Source organism: Flavobacterium fryxellicola, from assembly GCF_900143245.1.
Lineage (GTDB): Bacteria > Bacteroidota > Bacteroidia > Flavobacteriales > Flavobacteriaceae > Flavobacterium > Flavobacterium fryxellicola.
This window is the reverse complement of record NZ_FRDK01000001.1, coordinates 26,631-44,939: the sequence shown is the minus strand read 5'-3', so window position 1 is coordinate 44,939 and position 18,309 is coordinate 26,631. Positions and strand designations below refer to the sequence as shown.

Below are 18,309 nucleotides of genomic sequence, written 5' to 3'. Positions count from 1 at the left end.
TTGTTTTGAAATTATTAAAATTACTCAGGCGATTGTACTGCTTGTGCCTGTAAAGAAGGATTAAACGGTTGCTTTTGTCATTCTGAGGAACGAAGAATCGAGCGTCAGCGAACAGGCGAAGCAATCGCATCATGTTGCTCACTTAACGTAGATTCTTCCTCGGTCTGAATGACAAGAATATGGGAAAACAGGGATGCGTAATCAGATTGCTTTGCTTCGTGCTTCGTTCCTCGCAATGACAATTGAAGCACAAATCGCGTGAGGGATAGTAGTGAAAAGCCCACAGACAAATGAAGCTTTGGCGGAATTTGACGAGGACTTGTAACGAATAGCCCGACCCGAAGTTGCGAGGAGGAACGACGAAGCAACTGAAGGGACACGCCCAAAAGAAGGAGAAGAAAAATAAAGATCAAATCTATTTCATTTTGAAAATGGTGTAGAATTCAAAATAAAGAAAATGGTACAAAAAGAAACTAGAAGAAACCTTGTGTTATCGGGATTAGAGCCCTTAATCATTACGCCGGATAGCGTTTTTGTAAATATTGGTGAACGAACAAATGTTACGGGTTCTAGAAAATTCCTTCGCTTAATCAAGGAAGAAAAATACGAAGAAGCACTCAGTATTGCTAAAGAACAAGTAGAAGGCGGCGCTCAAATCATCGATATTAATATGGATGAAGGAATGCTGGATGGCGAATATGCGATGACAAAATTCTTGAATTTGATTGCAGCCGAACCTGATATATCTCGAGTGCCAATTATGATTGACAGCTCTAAATGGGATATTATTGAAGCAGGTCTAAAAGTAGTGCAAGGAAAAAGTGTGGTGAATTCAATTTCGTTGAAAGAGGGAGAAGAAGCTTTTATCCATCACGCTAAACTAATCAAACGCTATGGAGCTGCGGTTATCATCATGGCTTTTGATGAAACGGGACAAGCAGATAATTACGAGCGTCGAGTAGAAATTTGCCAACGTTCGTATGCTATTTTGGTTGACAAAGTTGGTTTTCCTCCACAAGATATTATTTTCGATTTAAATGTATTTCCAGTGGCAACGGGTATGGAGGAACACCGCCTGAATGCCTTAGATTTTTTTAGAGGAACTAAATGGGTTCGTGAAAATTTACCGCATGCTCACATTAGTGGTGGTGTAAGTAATGTTTCGTTTTCGTTTAGAGGAAATGATACGGTTCGGGAGGCAATGCATTCTGTGTTTTTATACCATGCCATCCAACACGGAATGACAATGGGAATTGTGAATCCAGAAATGCTTTCTATTTATGATGAAATTCCAAAGGATTTATTAGAGCGCGTTGAAGATGTAATTCTGAACAGACGCGATGATGCAACCGAAAGATTGTTAGACTTTGCAGAAAATGTAAAAGGAGATACCAAAAGCATTGAAAAAGCAATCCAAGAATGGCGGTCGGGAACTATTCAAGAACGATTAACACATTCACTAGTAAAAGGAGTAGATGAATTTATAGAAATTGATGTTGAAGAAGCAAGATTAGCGGCAACAAAACCTATTGAAGTAATCGAAATCAACTTAATGGCTGGGATGAATGTAGTTGGTGATTTATTTGGTTCAGGAAAAATGTTTTTACCGCAAGTGGTAAAATCAGCTCGTGTAATGAAGAAAGCCGTAGCTTATTTATTGCCTTACATTGAAGCTAGTAAACAGGCGGGCGACAAGCGAGGGAATGGAAAAATTTTAATGGCAACTGTCAAAGGAGATGTACACGACATTGGAAAAAACATTGTATCGGTGGTTTTGGCGTGTAACAATTATGAGATTGTTGATCTTGGTGTAATGGTTGCTCCAGAGAAAATTATTGCGGCAGCTATAGAACACAACGTAGATATCATTGGATTAAGTGGATTAATTACGCCGTCCTTAGACGAAATGGTACACCTGGCTAAGGAATTAGATAAGCGAGGCTTGAAGATTCCAATAATGATTGGCGGTGCAACAACTTCTAGAGCACATACCGCCGTGAAAATTGCGCCTCAATATAGAGAAACAGTTATTCACGTAAACGATGCGTCGAGAGCCGTAACGGTTGCTGGAAGTTTATTGAATAAAGACAAAAAAATATATGCCAGTGATATCCGAGCAGAGTATGATGCTTTTAGAGAGACGTTCTTAAATCGTTCGCGCGATAAAAACTTCTTGACAATTGAGCAAGCTCGGAAAAACAAATTGCAATTGGATTGGGAAAACTACAACCCGATGAAGCCTAATTTTATTGGAACAAAAACCATCGAGGTTGATTTAGATGTTTTGGTTCCGTATATCGACTGGACACCGTTTTTTAGAACTTGGGAATTGTTTGGTAAATGCCCAGCTATTCTGACCGATGAAGTGGTGGGTGAACAAGCAACTTCTGTATTTGCAGATGCACAGGACATGTTAAAAGTTATTTTGAAAGAAAAGAAACTGACAGCGAAGGGAATTTATGGTATTTTTCCTGCTAACCAAGTCAATGATGATGATATTGAAATAAGCCCACTAACCCCCGAAGGGGGAACTGATTCGAAAGCACTCTTTTTGACTCTCCGTCAACAATCTCAAAAAACAAAAGGAGCGCCAAACATTGCATTGGCTGATTTCATAGCGCCAAAAGATTCTGGTAAAACAGATTATATGGGCTGTTTTTGTGTGACAACTGGTTTTGGGGTTGATGAATGGGCAGCAGAATTCGAAAAAGATTTAGACGATTACAGTTCAATTATGGTGAAGGCATTAGCAGATCGTTTTGCGGAAGCTTTCGCGGAATATTTGCACGAAAAAATCCGTAAAGAGATTTGGGGTTATGCGGCCGATGAAAATTTAAGCACGGAGGCGATGATTGAAGAAGTGTATAAAGGCATTCGTCCAGCACCAGGTTATCCTGCTTGTCCGGATCATTTAGAGAAACCTACCATTTGGAAATTGCTACATGTAGCCGAAGAAATAGGAGTGACTTTAACGGAAAGCATGGCGATGTGGCCGGCTTCTTCGGTTTCTGGATATTATTTTGGAAACCCAGAAAGTAGGTATTTTGGACTCGGAAAAATAAAAGAAGACCAAGTCATCGATTATGCGAAACGAAGAAGCGTGTCCACTGAAGTGGCGACGAAGTGGTTGAGTCCAAATATAGCAGACTAAAAAACACAGTCATAAAAAACACAGTCATTAAGTCCAAAGGACTTGACTTTCGGTTTTTGACATTCAAACTTTAAGACTTAAAATGAAAGTAACACAACATATAGAAGATGCAAGCGGAGAAACATTATTCTCCTTCGAAATTATTCCGCCTCAAAAAGGGAAAAGTATTCAGGAATTATACGACAATATTGATCCGTTAATGGAGTTCAAACCCCCATTTATAGATGTAACCACTTCTCGCGAAGAGTTTATTTATGTGGATAAAGGAAACGGTTTATTGGAAAAAAAATTAACTCGAATGCGACCAGGGACTTTGGGTATTTGTGCCTCAATTAAGCATAAGTACAATGTAGATACAGTTCCCCACGTGCTTTGCGGTGGTTTTACTCAGGAGGAAACCGAATATTTATTGGTGGATTGTCATTATTTAGGAATAGATAATGTGATGGCATTGCGCGGAGATGCTATGAAGGATGAACAGTCATTTGTTCCTAAAAAAGGGGGGAATGATTTTGCAGTTGATTTGGTTAAGCAAATTAATCAGCTCAATTGCGGAAAGTACCTGCATGATGTGATGGATGTTGATAATAAAGCTAATTTTTGCATTGGTGTTGCAGGTTATCCAGAGAAACATTTGGAATCTCCATCTTTAATTTCTGATTTGAAACGTTTGAAGGAGAAGGTTGAAGCCGGTGCTGATTATGTGGTAACCCAAATGTTTTTTGATAATGCAAAGTATTTTGAGTTTGTTGCCAAAGCCAGAGAAATGGGAATTACAGTTCCTATTATTCCAGGGATCAAACCTATTGCAGTGCAAAGACATTTACAAGTTTTGCCACAAATTTTCAGAATCGATTTGCCGGAGGATTTAATTCAAGCCGTTGATCAGTGCAAAAATAATAGTGACATCAGACAAGTGGGAATAGAATGGGCAATTCAGCAGTCCCTCGAACTTAAAGCGGCAGGCGTTCCCGTTTTGCATTATTATTCTATGGGAAAATCAGAAAATATTAAGCAAATCGCTAGTAAAGTTTTTTAGGAGCTATTTCCAGCTGTGCGCTCTATCTTTTTGATCCTGAAAAACGGATCAAAAAAGGATGCCGCTTCCATCTGGGCTAGGGATTTAGTGCTGTTAATGACGTTCGCAATTCCAAATTCTCATCATTTTGTAAGTACTCCCTCGTCGGAATGAAAAAAGGGAGCTTTTTTACCTGAGATCTTAACTGAAAGCTAAAAACGGTACACTGAGTACTTATTTTGTAATCTCCCTAAACACTGCCTCAAGATTTTTATTTTTCTGATTGAGTTGTAACGTTTTCAATCCGTTATCATGTGCAAAATCAAAAACAGCTGGACGCATGTCTTTATCGGATAGAAAAGTCAATTCCCAAGAGCAATCGTGTGTATTTTTATATGATTTTAAATGTGGAATTTTTGCAATCGCTTGTTCTTCGATTTTATAATCAAATTCTACTTCTATAATTTGTTCTTTATCGGCAGAGATTAAGTTATCCAGTTTTTTATCGGCTACAATTTTTCCGTTGTTAATGATGATGACACGGTCACAAATCGCTTCTACTTCTTGCATGATGTGTGTAGAAAGGAAAATGGTTTTGTCTTTTCCCGCGTTTTTTATCACATTACGTATTTCTATTAATTGGTTTGGATCTAAACCTGTTGTGGGTTCATCGAGAATCAAAACATCGGGATCGTGTAACAAGGCATTGGCAAGACCCACACGCTGGCGAAATCCTTTCGATAATTGCCCTATTTTTTTATGACTTTCAGTTGTTAAACCCGTCAATTGAATCACTTCCTCAATACGGGATTTGGCCACTTTATAAACATCGGCATTAAAAGCTAAATATTCCCGCACAAACAAATCCAAATACAACGGATTGTGTTCCGGCAGATAACCAATAGAAAGCTGCACCGCTTTTTGGTTGGTATTTACATCATGGCCATTTACTAATGCAGAGCCTTCATCGGCATTGATATAAGTAGTTAATATTTTCATCAAAGTCGATTTTCCAGCTCCATTAGGACCCAAGAAACCTACTATTTCTCCTTTTTTGACAGAAAATGATATGTTATCCAGTGCTTTTTGAGCACCATAACTTTTGGATATATTATTTACTTCTATTGACATGATGTATTATTTGTTGCAAAAGTAAACAGAAAAAGGATTGATTTGTTGTTTTTTACACACATTCCGTCTTCGTCTATAAAATTCATACAAAGTAGTGTCTCTAGTTTTTAACGTAAACTTCATTTGCCTAAATAACAGTAGGAACAACAATCAATTTCTCCGCTAGATTTATATATTTACCACAAACTTTAAAGAAATGAATTTAAATAATACCCGATCTGGTGGTTTCTTAAAAAATTATAAAAGTATTCTATTGCTGCTGGGAGGAATTCTAGCCGGTAGTATCTTAGGATTAGTTTTTGGAAAAGACGTAGAAGTTATCAAGCCACTAGGCGATATTTTTCTGAATTTACTATTTACAGCAATTATCCCGTTGCTATTTTTTACAATCGCATCATCAATTGCCAGTTTAGAAAAGACAGAGAAGCTTGGTAAGCTTTTTGGAATCGTAATTGGAGTGTTTTTAACTACGGTACTTATTTCTGCTATTTTGATGATTGTGGGGGTTTTACTTTTCCCGATTCAGCAAGATATAATCATTTCTAAAATCCCTTTGGAAATGGTCAAAACGGGATCTGCAGGGATGCAAATCACACAATTGCTTACCGCAAATGATTTCTTTGAATTGTTGTCTCGCAAAAACATGTTGGCACTCATTATATTTTCATTTCTAATAGGATTCGCCAGTTTACATTCGGGCGAGAAGGGGAAAGATTTTAGCCGATTTTTAAATTCAGGGAATGAGGTAATGAAACAATTGCTGCACCTGATCATGAAAATAGCTCCAATAGGTTTGGGGGCTTATTTTGCTTATCAAGTCGGCATTTTTGGTCCGCAATTATTTGGCGCGTACGCAAAACCTTTAGGGCTTTACTATGCTGTTTGTGCTTTTTACTTTGTTGTGTTTTTTAGTTTATATGCTTTTCTTGCTGGTGGTACGTTAGGTTTTAAAGTGTTTTGGAGAAATAACATTACCCCTTCCCTCACTGCGCTAGGAACCTGCAGTAGTATTGCAACGATTCCCGCCAATTTAGAGGGTGCAGAACAAATAAAAATTCCCGTACATATTAGAAATATGGTAATTCCGCTTGGCGCTCCTTTGCATAAGGATGGGTCGAGCATGTCGTCGATTATTAAAATTGCAGTTATTTTTGCGATGTTTGGCAAGGATTTTACGGATCCCAGCACCTTACTTATGGCAATTGGGATTACAGTAATCGTATCTGTTGTTGAAGGCGGAATTCCCAATGGGGGCTATATTGGCGAAATTCTCGCTATCACTGTTTATGGATTTCCTATGGAACAAGCTTTGCCAGCAGCCATGATTATAGGAACTTTAGTAGATCCGATGGCAACTTTGCTAAATGCCAATGGGGATTTAGTATCAGCGATGTTGGTGACCCGAATTGCAGAAGGAAAAAAATGGCTTTCGGAAAAAGGAGCAATCTAATTTGGTATTTACGTAAAAGTAGTGCCGATGTAATCCTCTGTAAATAAGATCATTTTCATATTAAAGGGCATTGTACTACTGCCGATAGGCATTGGAAAGCGCAGACCATAAGTGTAATTGGCATAAAATGTTGGACAGAAAATATTTAACGGATATAAATTTCAAATGCCCACTGACTAAATGAGATTTTTAACGCCTTTTTTTAAATATTACATAATTAATAACTAGTTTTTTAGTGAATCCTTTTTTAGTGCAATAAAAGCGCCCTTTTTTTTGGGTTAGCTGGAAATTATGTATACATTCGCAGAGTAAGTAATACAAAAAACAATAACATGTTGAATAACCGATTTTATTTTAGCAACTCTTATTATTTCTTCTGGAAAGTAGAAAGGGATTGTTGTATGGTTATTTAATTAGTAAAATTAAATTGATACTATAAATATACAATCCCGATGTGAATCGGGATTTTTTTTTGCTTAAAAGTGTGTAAAATGAATAAAATAATTGGGATACAAGGCATAACGGGTTCTTTTCATCATCAGGTGGCACAGGAATATTTCGATCAAAATATTGCTCTTGACGAATGTCTATCCTTTGAAGAGTTAGTGGATAACTTGTTGTCAGGGAAGTCAGACCAAGCAGTTATGGCGATCGAAAATTCTATTGCAGGTCCAATTATTCCAAATTACGCTTTGATTGACAAAAACAATTTACACATTATAGGAGAACATTATTTAAGTATACATCAGAATTTAATGGCGCTGAAAGGCCAGAAAATAGAAGATATTCAGGAAGTACATTCGCATCCCATGGCCATTTTACAATGTATGGAATTTTTAAAAAAATATCCAAATATAAAACTAGTTGAAGATAAAGATACAGCTGAAACAGCGCGAAGAATAAATGAAAAGCAGTTGATAGGGATTGCGGCGATTGCTAGCAAAACGGCTTCGGAAATGTATGGTTTGGAAATTTTGGCGCCGGAAATTCAAACGATTAAAAATAATATGACGCGTTTTGTTATTATAAAAAAGGAAAATTCATTTGTTCCAGAAAACGAGATTAACAGAGCATCAATCAAATTTGAATTGGATCATAAACGGGGAAGTTTAGCAGCAGTTTTGAATGTCATGAGTGATTGCAAACTGAATTTAACTAAGATACAATCGTTGCCAAAAATAGACACCCCTTGGAAATATTCCTTTTTTGTAGATGTTACTTTTGATAAGTATCAGGATTATGCCAAAGCAAAATCATTGATGCTAATCATGGCAGAGTACTTTAAAGTGTTGGGGGAATATAAAAACACAAAATAATTCCTTAGACCCCGAAGAGGGAGAAAAAAGCAGAAATTCAAATCGAATGAATAAAAAATAATAAAATGATAACAACAGCAAAACGCCTCAATACAGTTGAAGAATACTATTTCTCGTCAAAATTGAGAGAGGTGCGGCAACTTGCAGCTGAAGGCAAACCTATTATTAATATGGGGATAGGGAGTCCTGATTTGCAACCTTCGCAAGCGGTTGTTGATGCTGTAGTGGTTGCGATGCAAGATGAAAATGCGCATCAGTACCAGAGTTATCAAGGCTTACCGGAATTGCGTCAAGGAATGGCAGATTTTTATACTAATAACTATCAAGTAGCCTTAAATCCTGTAACCGAGATTTTGCCTTTGATGGGTTCTAAGGAAGGAATTATGCATATTTCATTAGCTTTTTTGAATGAAGGCGATCACGTTTTGATTCCGAATCCAGGCTATCCAACCTACACCTCAGTGACTAATTTAGTTGGTGCAGTGCCCGTTTTTTATGACTTGAAAGAAGATACTAATTGGGAGCCTGATTTTGAAGCTTTGGAAAGACTGGATTTAGCGAAAGTAAAAATCATGTGGATTGGCTATCCGCACATGCCCACGGGAGCCAGAGGAAGTTTGGAATTGTTTAAAAAATTGGTGGCTTTCGCCAAAAAACATCACATATTATTAGTGAATGACAATCCGTACAGTTTTGTTTTGAATGACAATCCAATGAGCTTGCTGCAAGTGGCAGGAGCAAAAGATGTGGCTTTGGAATTGAATTCTTTGAGTAAGACTTTTAACATGGCGGGTTGGCGAGTTGGAATGTTGTTGGGGAACGCCGCTTGCATTGATGCAGTTTTGAAAGTAAAAAGCAATATGGACAGCGGTATGTTTTATGGGATTCAAAAAGGAGCAACTGAAGCGTTGAAAAGCGATAAGACTTGGTTTGATTCAATGAACGAAATTTATAAAAGAAGGCGTGTACTTACGGAACAATTAGCAGAAAAATTGGGTTGCAAAGTGTACAAAGAAGGGGTTGGATTATTTGTTTGGGCAAAATTGCCAGAGGGAATCACCTCTTCGGAAGATTTTATTGATTCCATATTATATGAAAAATCAATTTTTATCACGCCGGGAACTATTTTTGGTAGTAACGGCGAAGGATTCATCCGATTTGCGTTGTGTGTGAAAGAGGAAAAAGTGCAGGAGGCAATTGCTAGATTTTAAATTTCCTAGAGAATATAAACCTTTGTTAAACTTTAGAACTTTGACAAAGGTTGTAAAAAGAAGAACGTTCTGAAAAAACGAAGTTCCCTAGCCCTGATAGCAGAGGAAATCCTTTTATTCGCCTCAGCGAATAAAAGATTGTAGCGGATAGCAGGGCACGAGCGAAGCGAACTGGCGAAGCACATGGCTCCTGCTAAAAATTGGGATAATTGTTAAAAATAAAAAATGAAAGTATTTGTAGTAGGAATAGGATTGATAGGTGGTTCGATGGTATTGGACATTAAAACGCTGCATCCAGAAGTCAAGATTTACGGAATTGATACTAACGAAAATCATTTAGCTGAAGCCATTGCTTTAGGGGTTGTTGATGCTGGGGCGACATTTACGGATTTGGTTGATGCTGACTTTGTAATTGTATCGGTTCCTGTAGATGTTGCGTTGACCGTTTTGCCAAAAGTTTTAGATGCAATTGGCAATCAAACCATTGTTTTTGAAGTAGGTTCGACTAAAATGCCAGTTTGTGAAGCAGTTGCGAATCACCCTAGAAGGCGCAATTTTATAGCAACACATCCTATTGCGGGAACAGAGTTTTCAGGACCTTCAGCAGCGATAAAAGGATTGTTTCAAGGGAAAACGAATATTATTTGTGAGGTGGAGAAAACCACATTCAAATTACAAGAAAAAGCGTTGCAACTTTTCATCGCCATGGGAATGAGAATACGGTATATGGATCCAAAATCACATGATAAACACATTGCTTATGTGTCTCATTTGTCTCATATCAGTGCTTTTATGTTAGGTAAAACGGTGATTGATAAAGAGAAACATGAGCAGGATATTTTTGACATGGCGGGTTCCGGTTTTGAAAGTACGGTGCGTCTGGCTAAAAGTTCTCCAGCAATGTGGACGCCAATTTTCAAACAAAACCGAAAACAAGTCGTAAAAACATTGAACGAGTATATCTTGAATTTGTCCAAATTTAAGGAGTTGCTAGAAAATGAGGATTACGAGGCTATTTATAATGAAATGCAAAGTGTGAATAAAATAAAGGATATATTAAACGGCATGAAGAGCTAGGCAGTGTTCAGTCGTAGTTTGCAGTTAAAAAAACAACACAAAATAAAAAATAAAATTTAGAAAAGATGGAAAATAAAAAAGAAATGAGAAATTGGTTGAATGAATTCAATTTGACTCATCCATTAGTAATAGCAGGACCTTGCAGTGCCGAAACTGAAGAACAAGTATTGAAGATAGCACACGAGTTGAAAGATTCTGATGTAAGTATTTTTAGAGCTGGGATTTGGAAACCAAGAACACGCCCAGGAGGATTTGAAGGTGTGGGAGAAATAGGTTTGAAATGGTTGAAAAAAGCAAAAGAAGAAACCGGATTGCTAATGGGAACGGAAGTAGCGAATGCTGCACATGTAAAATTAGCGTTAGAATATGATATTGATGTCTTGTGGATTGGAGCAAGAACAACAGTAAATCCTTTTGCGGTGCAGGAAATTGCTGATGCATTAGCAGGAACTAAGAAAATTGTATTGGTAAAAAATCCTGTAAACCCAGATTTGTCTCTGTGGTTAGGTGGTGTAGAGCGTTTGTACAATGCAGGAATCGAGAAATTAGGGGTGATTCACAGGGGGTTTTCGACCTACGAGAAAACAAAATACCGCAACATTCCAGAATGGCAAATTGCTATTGAGTTGCAAAATAAATTCCCTGATTTACCTTTAATTATAGATCCATCTCATATTACAGGAGATCGTAAAATGATTCTTGAAGTGACGCAAGAAGCTTTAGATTTGAATTATGATGGTATGATTATCGAAACGCATATTGATCCTGATAACGCTTGGAGTGATGCCGCACAACAGGTGACACCAGATGCGTTGAAACAAATTTTTATTGATTTAAAGGTTAGAAAGCTTGATGATGTTTCAGATGAGTTTACGCATAAGATGAAGAAATTGAGAGCAAATATCGATGTCTTAGATGCCACTTTGGTTGAGCTTTTAGGAAAAAGAATGAAAGTAGCAGACGAAATAGGTCACGTGAAAAAAGAGGCGAATGTTGCTGTGTTGCAAAACAACCGTTGGAATGAAATTTTAGGAAAAATGATTTTGGACGGAGAGAAAAAAGGACTTTCAGAAGAATTTGTTCTTCGTTTATTCAAAGCCATACACCAAGAAAGTATAAATCATCAAGATAAAGTGTTGAATGCTTAAGGAGCTAAAAAAAGCTATTTATTTTTTTTACTAAAACCTGCAATTTATTTGTAGGTTTTTTTGTAGTATTGCATTCTTTAACAACGAACCTAAAATTAATTCATTATTATGAAAAAAATTACTTTACTCTTAATTAGCTTGCTGTCTTCAACTTTTATGTTAGCGCAATTTGAAGGCTCAAAACAAATCTTTGAATCGCCTAAATTAGGTGAGTTAATTGCAGATCACAAAACGGTTGCTATTTTGCCTTTTAAAGCATCTATTTCTTATAAAAGGCTTCCTAAAAATTTTGATGCACAAACAAATAGGGATGAAGAAAAGAAGTTAGGTTCTAGCTTGCAATCAGGTATGTATACCTATCTTTTGAGAAAATCAGATGATTATACTGTCAAGGTTCAGGATGTGGAAAGAACAAATATTCTTTTAAAACAAAGTGAAGTGTATGATAAAATTGACGAAATGACTCCAGACGCACTTGCTAAAATTTTAGGTGTTGATGCTGTAATCAAATGTGGTTATGCTTATGAAAAAACCAGTAGTGAAGGTTTAGCGATCGCCAAAACACTTTTAATAGGTTTTGGAACAGGAAAAGTTGCTAGCGGGGAAATGACGATGAATGTGTATAATGGAGTGGATGGTGGTCTGCTTTGGCGATTTTATAAAGAAATGAATGAAGATGTTATGAGTTCTGCAAATGCAGTAATGGAAAGAATGATGAGAAAAGTAGGTCGTAATTTTCCTTATGAGATTAAAAAATAATTATTTTATTTTTAATAGTATATTTTGAAATCAATCCCCACTACTTTACAATCAAAGTCGTGGGGATCTTTTTATTTGTATAAATGGGTAAAAATTTTAAACATTATTTCGAAGCTTCGGGATAAACCTGAAACAAAGAATTATCTTTGCAAAGTCTTAGATTTTAAATCAGAAATCTAAAATCGTTAATCTTCAATCAAAAATCCTCCATGACAGGACTCGTGTATAAATCTACAGGAAGTTGGTACACCGTAAAATCAGATCAAGGGGGTTTTATAGAATGCCGTATGAAAGGGAAATTCCGAATCAAAGGAATCAAAAGTACGAATCCTATCGCTGTAGGTGACATTGTAGATTATGAATTAGAAGAATCCTCTGACACAGTTACAGGAACGATTCATAAAATACACGATAGAAAAAACTATATTGTACGTAAATCGGTAAATTTATCGCATCAGATGCACATTATAGCGTCTAATATTGATCGGGTTTTCTTGTTGGTTACGATCAATAATCCACCTACGACTTTTAATTTTATTGACCGTTTTTTGGTTACTGCTGAAGCGTACGGAATTGAAACTGTTCTTGTTTTTAACAAAATAGATACGTTTGATGATGCTACTCTAGACGAACAGCTTTACATGCAACATGTATATCAGGAAATAGGATATAAATGTTTGCGGGTTTCTTCTACTGAAATGAAAGGAATTGAGCAATTAAAGGAAATGATGATTGGTAAAGTGAGTATGTTCTCTGGACATTCTGGAGTTGGGAAATCAACTTTAGTGAATGCTATGGAACCTTCATTGCATTTAAAAACAAAAACGATTTCCGAAGCAAGCAAACAAGGACAGCACACAACAACGTTTGCTGAGATGTATGATCTGTCTTTTGATGCCAGAATTATCGATACACCAGGCATCAAAGGTTTTGGAATTGTGGATATGGAAAAAGAAGAAATCAGTGGTTATTTTCCTGAGTTTTTCAAATTGAAAGAGCAGTGCAAATTCAACAATTGCTTGCATAAGGAAGAGCCGCATTGTGCTATAAAAGCAGCTTTGGAAAAAGATGAAATTGCTTGGTCTCGTTATAGAAGTTACTTGAAAATTCTAGAAGGCGATGATGAGAACTATCGTACGGATATTCATAACGAAGATCGAATCATTAGTGATAAGACCAGAGAATAAAAGTGGCGAAAGTTGCTTGGTAGTACCAACTATTTATCTGGAATAGTTTTTCGACTTAGGACCTTATGACTTTAAAAGTTTAAGACTTACAAATGAGAGTAGTAATACAAAGAGTTTCCTCAGCTTCAGTAACAATAGATAACAAAATCGTAGCGGATATTCAAAAAGGTCTATTGGTTTTAGTTGGTATTGAAGATGCCGATAGTCAAGAAGATATTGATTGGTTGGTGAATAAAATCACGAACATTCGCATTTTTGGTGATGAAAACGACGTGATGAATTTATCTGTTGCAGCTATTGATGGCGAAATCATTGTCGTTTCTCAATTCACATTGCATGCCGCAACCAAAAAAGGCAATCGCCCTTCCTATATCAAAGCATCAAAACCAGAAATCGCCATTCCTTTATACCAGAATTTTGTAAATCAGATGGAAAAAGAATTGGGTAAAACCGTCCAAACTGGAGTGTTTGGCGCTGATATGAAAGTGCTTTTAATGAATGATGGACCGGTTACTATAATCATAGATAGTAAAAATAGAGACTAAGTTCCCTTTAATCGAAAAATTCTTATATTTTTGATAAAAAGAATTTTTATGATTTTCAAATATGTTTCTTCCCTGCTTTTGTTTTGTACCACCTTTATTTATGCTCAAAAGGTAGAATATACCTCTTTCACTATTTCTGATAGCTTAAAAGAAAATGCTAATGCTGTTATTCGTTTGAATCAAATAGATATCCTTATTTCTTCTCAAAGAAATATGAATGTCATTACTAAAAGAATCGTTACAGTTTTAAACGAAAAAGGCTTAGATGCGATAGATGCAGTAGGGAACTACGATAAAAGGACTACCATCAGGAACATTGAAACCACAGTTTATGATGCCTTTGGAAAAGAAATTAAAAAATTTAAACGAAAAGATTTCAAAGATCAAAGTGCGGTTGGCGGCGGTACACTTTTTTCTGACAACAGATATCTTTATTTAGATTATACTCCCATTCAATATCCTTTTACTATTGTATTTGATAGTGAAATCGAAACTTCAACTACCGCTTTTATACCAGACTGGCGTCCATTAAATAGTTATTTTGTCAGCGTCGAAAAAAGTATTTTGAATGTAAAGTATCCTGATAATTTAGGTTTTAAAAAAATGGAGTTCAACTTTTTTAATTTTAAAATTGAGAAAACCTTAGACACGTCAACAAATTTGTCCTACACCGCAACTAATATTCTAGCTCAAAAACAAGAGGATTACAGTCCTGTTGTTAGCACTATTTTTCCAAAATTGATGATGGGATTGGAGTTGTTTCATTTAGAAGGAGTAGACGGAAATGCAAAGACTTGGAAGGAGTTTGGACAATGGTATTCTGATAAAATTTTATTGGGGACAACTGACTTGCCAGATGAAACCAAAATGAAAGTAAAGGCTCTCGTTGGAGATGAAAAAGATCCTATCAAAAAAGCTAAATTGATTTACAATTTCGTGCAACATAAAGTGCGGTATATTAGTATTCAAGTTGGAATTGGCGGATGGAAACCGATGCTTGCCAGTGATGTGGATCGTTTGGGTTATGGAGATTGCAAGGCGTTGACTAATTATACTAAGGCCTTATTGGATGTGGTTAATGTGCCATCTTATTACACTATTTTGTATGGAGACAGGAAGAAATTAAATATTCAGTCTGAATTTGTATCCATGCAAGGGAATCATGTTATTTTATCGATTCCAAATGGTGATAATTATACTTGGCTGGAATGTACCAGCCAAGACGATCCTTTTGGTTATCAAGGAATTTTTACGGATGACAGAGAAGTTTTGGTAATAAAACCAGAGGGAGGAGAGATTGTACGAACAAAAATATATGAAGATAAAGGAAATACTCAAATTAGTAAAGGTTCGTATTCTTTAACAGCAAATGGAGATTTTTCGGGAAAAATAACAATTGTTTCAGGAGGTTCACAATACAGTCAAAAAGCGTCTATTGAAAATTTACAACCAACGGAAAAAGAAGCTCATTATAAGGATTATTGGGGGCATATAAACAATTTAAAAATCAACAAAATATCATTTTCTAATGATAAAGATAAAATTAATTTAACTGAAAACTTAGCTGTAGAAGCTGTAAAATATGGAAGTCTTACATCAAATAAATTGATATTTGCTGTTAATGCTTTCAATAAAACAAGCGCTTATGTAAAGAGAATAAGAAACCGTACGAATTCTTTAGAAATACAGAGAGGTTTTTTTGATGAAGATGAGATCAACGTAGTTCTTCCTCTTGGTTTTTCTGTAGAATATATGCCCGCTTATTATGAATTGAGTAATAAATTCGGGACTTATACAACGGAGATTATAAAAATTGACAGTTCAAATTTAGTTTACAAACGAACGTTATTCATAAAAAAAGGATTATTTTCAAATAAAGAGTATGATGAATACCGACTTTTCATAGAACAAATTTCAAAAAATGACAATGCCAAAATTATTCTAACCTCAAACCAATAAATCATGAAATGCAATAAACTCGTTATTATTCTATTTTGTACTTTTTATTTTTATAAAGCCAATGCACAAGATTTTAAATTAGGAAATGTTTCAGTTGAGGAACTTCAAGAGAAAAACCATGAGATGGATTCAACTGCAGTAGCTGCTATTCTTTTCGAAAAAGGAGCAGTTCATTTTGAATATACTCAAGATGATGGTTTTAAAATGATTACACAGGTTACAACTCGTATCAAAATTTATAAAAAGGAAGGGTATGAATGGGCAAACAAAGCGGTCAGCTACTACATTGGTTCAAATGCGAAAGAAATATTATCTTTTTCAGATGTTGCTACGTATAATTTGATAAATGGTAAGATTGAGAAAACAAAATTAAAAAGTGATGGGGAGTTTGATGAAAAAGTGAACAAATATTGGGGGCGAAAAAAAATCACTCTTCCTAATGTAAAAGTTGGCTCTGTTGTCGAATTCAAGTACGTAGTGCGTTCATCCCGTTTTAGCGAGTTAACAGAGTGGAGTTTTCAATCGAGTATTCCAGTAAATTATTCGGAGTTTAAAACTTTCATTCCAGAGTATTTTGATTACAATCCAAACATAAAAGGCTTTGTCTCTCCAAACATAACCAAGGAGAAAAGTAGTAAATCTTTAAGTTATTCGTACAAACCAAAGGTAATGCCAGGAGATAACTTGCATACATCTACTTCCCAAGAAAAGTTAGAATTTGTAGAAACCAGAACGGTTTATATTGCAGAAAATCTTCCTGCGATGAAAGAGGAAGCTTATGTGAATAACATTGCTAACTATACTACAAGTGTTTCTCACGAACTTTCAGTTGTAAAATTTCCAAATCAACCATACCAGACATTATCAACCGATTGGCCATCCGTTACCAAAACAATTTATGACTACGAAGATTTTGGACCTGAATTAAATAAAACAGGGTACTTTGAGGAAGATTTAAAAGTTGTTCTTGCCGGGCTTTCTTCTGCTGATGAAAAGATTTTGGCAATTTTTAACCATGTGAAAGCGTCTGTAAAATGGAATGATTATTATGGATATTCTTGTGATGATGGTGTAAAAAAAGCGTACAAGGATAAAACAGGTAATGTGGCCGAAATTAATTTGATGCTTACAGCTATGCTGCGTCATGTGGGCTTAACTGCGAATCCTGTTCTTGTTAGTACCCGATCTAACGGGATTGCATTTTTTCCCAACCGAACTGCTTTCAATTATGTTATTGCTGCCGTTGAAACTCCTAATGGTCTTGTTTTACTGGATGCGACGGATCCATTTTCTACTCCAAATATCTTGCCGTTAAGAGCCTTGAATTGGGTAGGAAGATTGATTCGTAAAGACGGTACTTCGATAGAAGTCGATTTAATGCCTAAAGCTTCCTCCAACGACGTAGTGATTATGAACTATGAAATTGATGCTAAAGGGGAAGTATCAGGAAGGTTGAAGCGTCAAAGAACAGATTACAATGCTATTATTTTTAGAGGAAATACTAAGAATATCAAAGAAGATACTTATCTGGAGAAATTAGAAAATGAAAATGATAAAATTGAAATAAGTGACTATTCAAGAACAAATGAAAAGGATTTAAAGTTACCAATATTAGAAAACTTTGCGTTTTCAGGTTCGAATTTTAGCGAGATAATTGGAGGATCAATTTATATAAATCCAATGTTGTTTTTTGCCGTTACACAAAATCCTTTCAAACAAGAAATTAGAGCTTATCCAGTAGATTATGGATTCCCTTTTTTAGATAAATACAACATAACAATTAAAATTCCCGAAGGTTATAAAGTGGAGTCTGTGCCAACTCCGTTACTTTTAAATATGGAAGATAATTTAGGAGGATTTAAATTTATGATAAATACATTAGATAATGCGATTCAGTTAGTACTAACACATCAAATAAACGTACCAATCGTTATTGCCGATTATTATCCAATGTTAAAAGAATTTTATCAAAAAATGATTGAAAAACAAAATGAAAAAATAGTATTAATTAAAAAATAATCATGAACCTAAAAAATTCCCAACTCGACGTTGACATTTGGATCAAAGAACACGGCGTTCGTTACTTTAACGAACTGACTAATATGGCGCAACTTACCGAAGAAGTAGGCGAAGTGGCCCGAATTATAGCGCGTCGTTACGGTGAGCAATCCGAGAAAGAGAGCGATAAAAACAAGGACCTTGGCGAAGAATTAGCCGATGTGGTTTTTGTGGTATTGTGTTTGGCAAACCAAACCGGAATCGATTTACAAGCCGCTTTCGACAAAAAGATGGATTTAAAGTCCGTTAGAGACAAAGACCGTCACAAAAACAACGAAAAACTCAAATAATTTGTGAAC

14 protein-coding genes are annotated in these 18,309 nt (G+C 35.9%); 13 read left to right on the top strand and 1 reads right to left on the bottom strand.

The features are described 5' to 3' along the window. Window positions 1-457: 457 nt before the first annotated feature. Entirely contained in the window at window positions 458-3,151 is a 2,694-nt protein-coding gene (metH, locus tag BUA03_RS00200; protein ID WP_072675698.1) for a methionine synthase, read from the top strand. An 82-nt stretch (window positions 3,152-3,233) separates the two neighbouring features. Next, a complete protein-coding gene (metF, locus tag BUA03_RS00195; RefSeq protein WP_066082945.1) occupies window positions 3,234-4,190 on the top strand; it encodes a methylenetetrahydrofolate reductase [NAD(P)H] in 957 nt (318 codons plus the stop codon). Between the two features lie 213 nt (window positions 4,191-4,403). Here metF and gldA read toward each other — a convergent pair whose 3' ends face one another. Next, window positions 4,404-5,300 (bottom strand): gliding motility-associated ABC transporter ATP-binding subunit GldA, encoded by an 897-nt coding sequence (gene gldA / locus BUA03_RS00190; RefSeq protein WP_066082943.1) that lies wholly within the window; start codon window positions 5,298-5,300, stop codon window positions 4,404-4,406. Between the two features lie 196 nt (window positions 5,301-5,496). On the opposite strand from gldA, the gene BUA03_RS00185 reads away from it, so the two are divergent. The 11 genes from BUA03_RS00185 to BUA03_RS00135 all read left to right on the top strand — a co-directional run bounded on the left by BUA03_RS00185 (window position 5,497) and on the right by BUA03_RS00135 (window position 18,300). Continuing rightward, complete coding sequence (locus BUA03_RS00185; protein WP_066082941.1) at window positions 5,497-6,750, top strand: dicarboxylate/amino acid:cation symporter; 1,254 nt, start codon at window positions 5,497-5,499, stop codon at window positions 6,748-6,750. A gap of 491 nt (window positions 6,751-7,241) precedes the next feature. Continuing rightward, a complete protein-coding gene (locus BUA03_RS00180) occupies window positions 7,242-8,066 on the top strand; it encodes a prephenate dehydratase (protein ID WP_066082939.1) in 825 nt (274 codons plus the stop codon). A gap of 65 nt (window positions 8,067-8,131) precedes the next feature. After that, window positions 8,132-9,277, top strand: coding sequence for a pyridoxal phosphate-dependent aminotransferase (locus BUA03_RS00175; RefSeq protein WP_066082937.1), 1,146 nt, complete (start codon window positions 8,132-8,134; stop codon window positions 9,275-9,277). Window positions 9,278-9,502: 225 nt separating this feature from the next. Further along, window positions 9,503-10,354: a prephenate dehydrogenase gene (locus BUA03_RS00170; RefSeq protein ID WP_066082935.1), complete on the top strand. Its 852-nt coding sequence runs from the start codon at window positions 9,503-9,505 to the stop codon at window positions 10,352-10,354. Window positions 10,355-10,419: 65 nt separating this feature from the next. Next, window positions 10,420-11,502 (top strand): bifunctional 3-deoxy-7-phosphoheptulonate synthase/chorismate mutase type II, encoded by a 1,083-nt coding sequence (locus BUA03_RS00165; protein WP_066082933.1) that lies wholly within the window; start codon window positions 10,420-10,422, stop codon window positions 11,500-11,502. Window positions 11,503-11,610: 108 nt separating this feature from the next. Then, entirely contained in the window at window positions 11,611-12,261 is a 651-nt protein-coding gene (locus BUA03_RS00160) for a hypothetical protein (RefSeq protein WP_066082931.1), read from the top strand. Between the two features lie 209 nt (window positions 12,262-12,470). After that, a complete protein-coding gene (gene rsgA / locus BUA03_RS00155) occupies window positions 12,471-13,448 on the top strand; it encodes a ribosome small subunit-dependent GTPase A (RefSeq protein WP_066082929.1) in 978 nt (325 codons plus the stop codon). 92 nt (window positions 13,449-13,540) lie between these two features. Further along, window positions 13,541-13,993, top strand: a complete 453-nt coding sequence (dtd, locus tag BUA03_RS00150; protein WP_066082927.1) for a D-aminoacyl-tRNA deacylase — start codon at window positions 13,541-13,543, stop codon at window positions 13,991-13,993. Between the two features lie 48 nt (window positions 13,994-14,041). Then, the gene (locus BUA03_RS00145; protein WP_066082925.1) at window positions 14,042-15,952 is read left to right on the top strand and encodes a DUF3857 domain-containing protein; all 1,911 of its coding nucleotides are present in this window, start codon (window positions 14,042-14,044) and stop codon (window positions 15,950-15,952) included. A gap of 3 nt (window positions 15,953-15,955) precedes the next feature. Then, the gene (locus BUA03_RS00140) at window positions 15,956-17,971 is read left to right on the top strand and encodes a DUF3857 domain-containing protein (RefSeq protein ID WP_066082922.1); all 2,016 of its coding nucleotides are present in this window, start codon (window positions 15,956-15,958) and stop codon (window positions 17,969-17,971) included. Between the two features lie 2 nt (window positions 17,972-17,973). Then, a complete protein-coding gene (locus BUA03_RS00135; RefSeq protein WP_066082920.1) occupies window positions 17,974-18,300 on the top strand; it encodes a nucleotide pyrophosphohydrolase in 327 nt (108 codons plus the stop codon). Window positions 18,301-18,309: the final 9 nt, after the last annotated feature.

Coding starts and splice junctions, on each gene's coding strand:
- gldA (WP_066082943.1), bottom strand. CDS start 5,300: ATGTCAATAGAAGTAAATAATATATCCAAAAGTTATGGTGCTCAAAAA.
- rsgA (WP_066082929.1), top strand. CDS start 12,471: ATGACAGGACTCGTGTATAAATCTACAGGAAGTTGGTACACCGTAAAA.
- BUA03_RS00165 (WP_066082933.1), top strand. CDS start 10,420: ATGGAAAATAAAAAAGAAATGAGAAATTGGTTGAATGAATTCAATTTG.
- BUA03_RS00180 (WP_066082939.1), top strand. CDS start 7,242: ATGAATAAAATAATTGGGATACAAGGCATAACGGGTTCTTTTCATCAT.
- BUA03_RS00140 (WP_066082922.1), top strand. CDS start 15,956: ATGAAATGCAATAAACTCGTTATTATTCTATTTTGTACTTTTTATTTT.
- BUA03_RS00175 (WP_066082937.1), top strand. CDS start 8,132: ATGATAACAACAGCAAAACGCCTCAATACAGTTGAAGAATACTATTTC.
- BUA03_RS00145 (WP_066082925.1), top strand. CDS start 14,042: ATGATTTTCAAATATGTTTCTTCCCTGCTTTTGTTTTGTACCACCTTT.
- dtd (WP_066082927.1), top strand. CDS start 13,541: ATGAGAGTAGTAATACAAAGAGTTTCCTCAGCTTCAGTAACAATAGAT.
- metH (WP_072675698.1), top strand. CDS start 458: ATGGTACAAAAAGAAACTAGAAGAAACCTTGTGTTATCGGGATTAGAG.
- BUA03_RS00170 (WP_066082935.1), top strand. CDS start 9,503: ATGAAAGTATTTGTAGTAGGAATAGGATTGATAGGTGGTTCGATGGTA.
- BUA03_RS00185 (WP_066082941.1), top strand. CDS start 5,497: ATGAATTTAAATAATACCCGATCTGGTGGTTTCTTAAAAAATTATAAA.
- BUA03_RS00135 (WP_066082920.1), top strand. CDS start 17,974: ATGAACCTAAAAAATTCCCAACTCGACGTTGACATTTGGATCAAAGAA.
- BUA03_RS00160 (WP_066082931.1), top strand. CDS start 11,611: ATGAAAAAAATTACTTTACTCTTAATTAGCTTGCTGTCTTCAACTTTT.
- metF (WP_066082945.1), top strand. CDS start 3,234: ATGAAAGTAACACAACATATAGAAGATGCAAGCGGAGAAACATTATTC.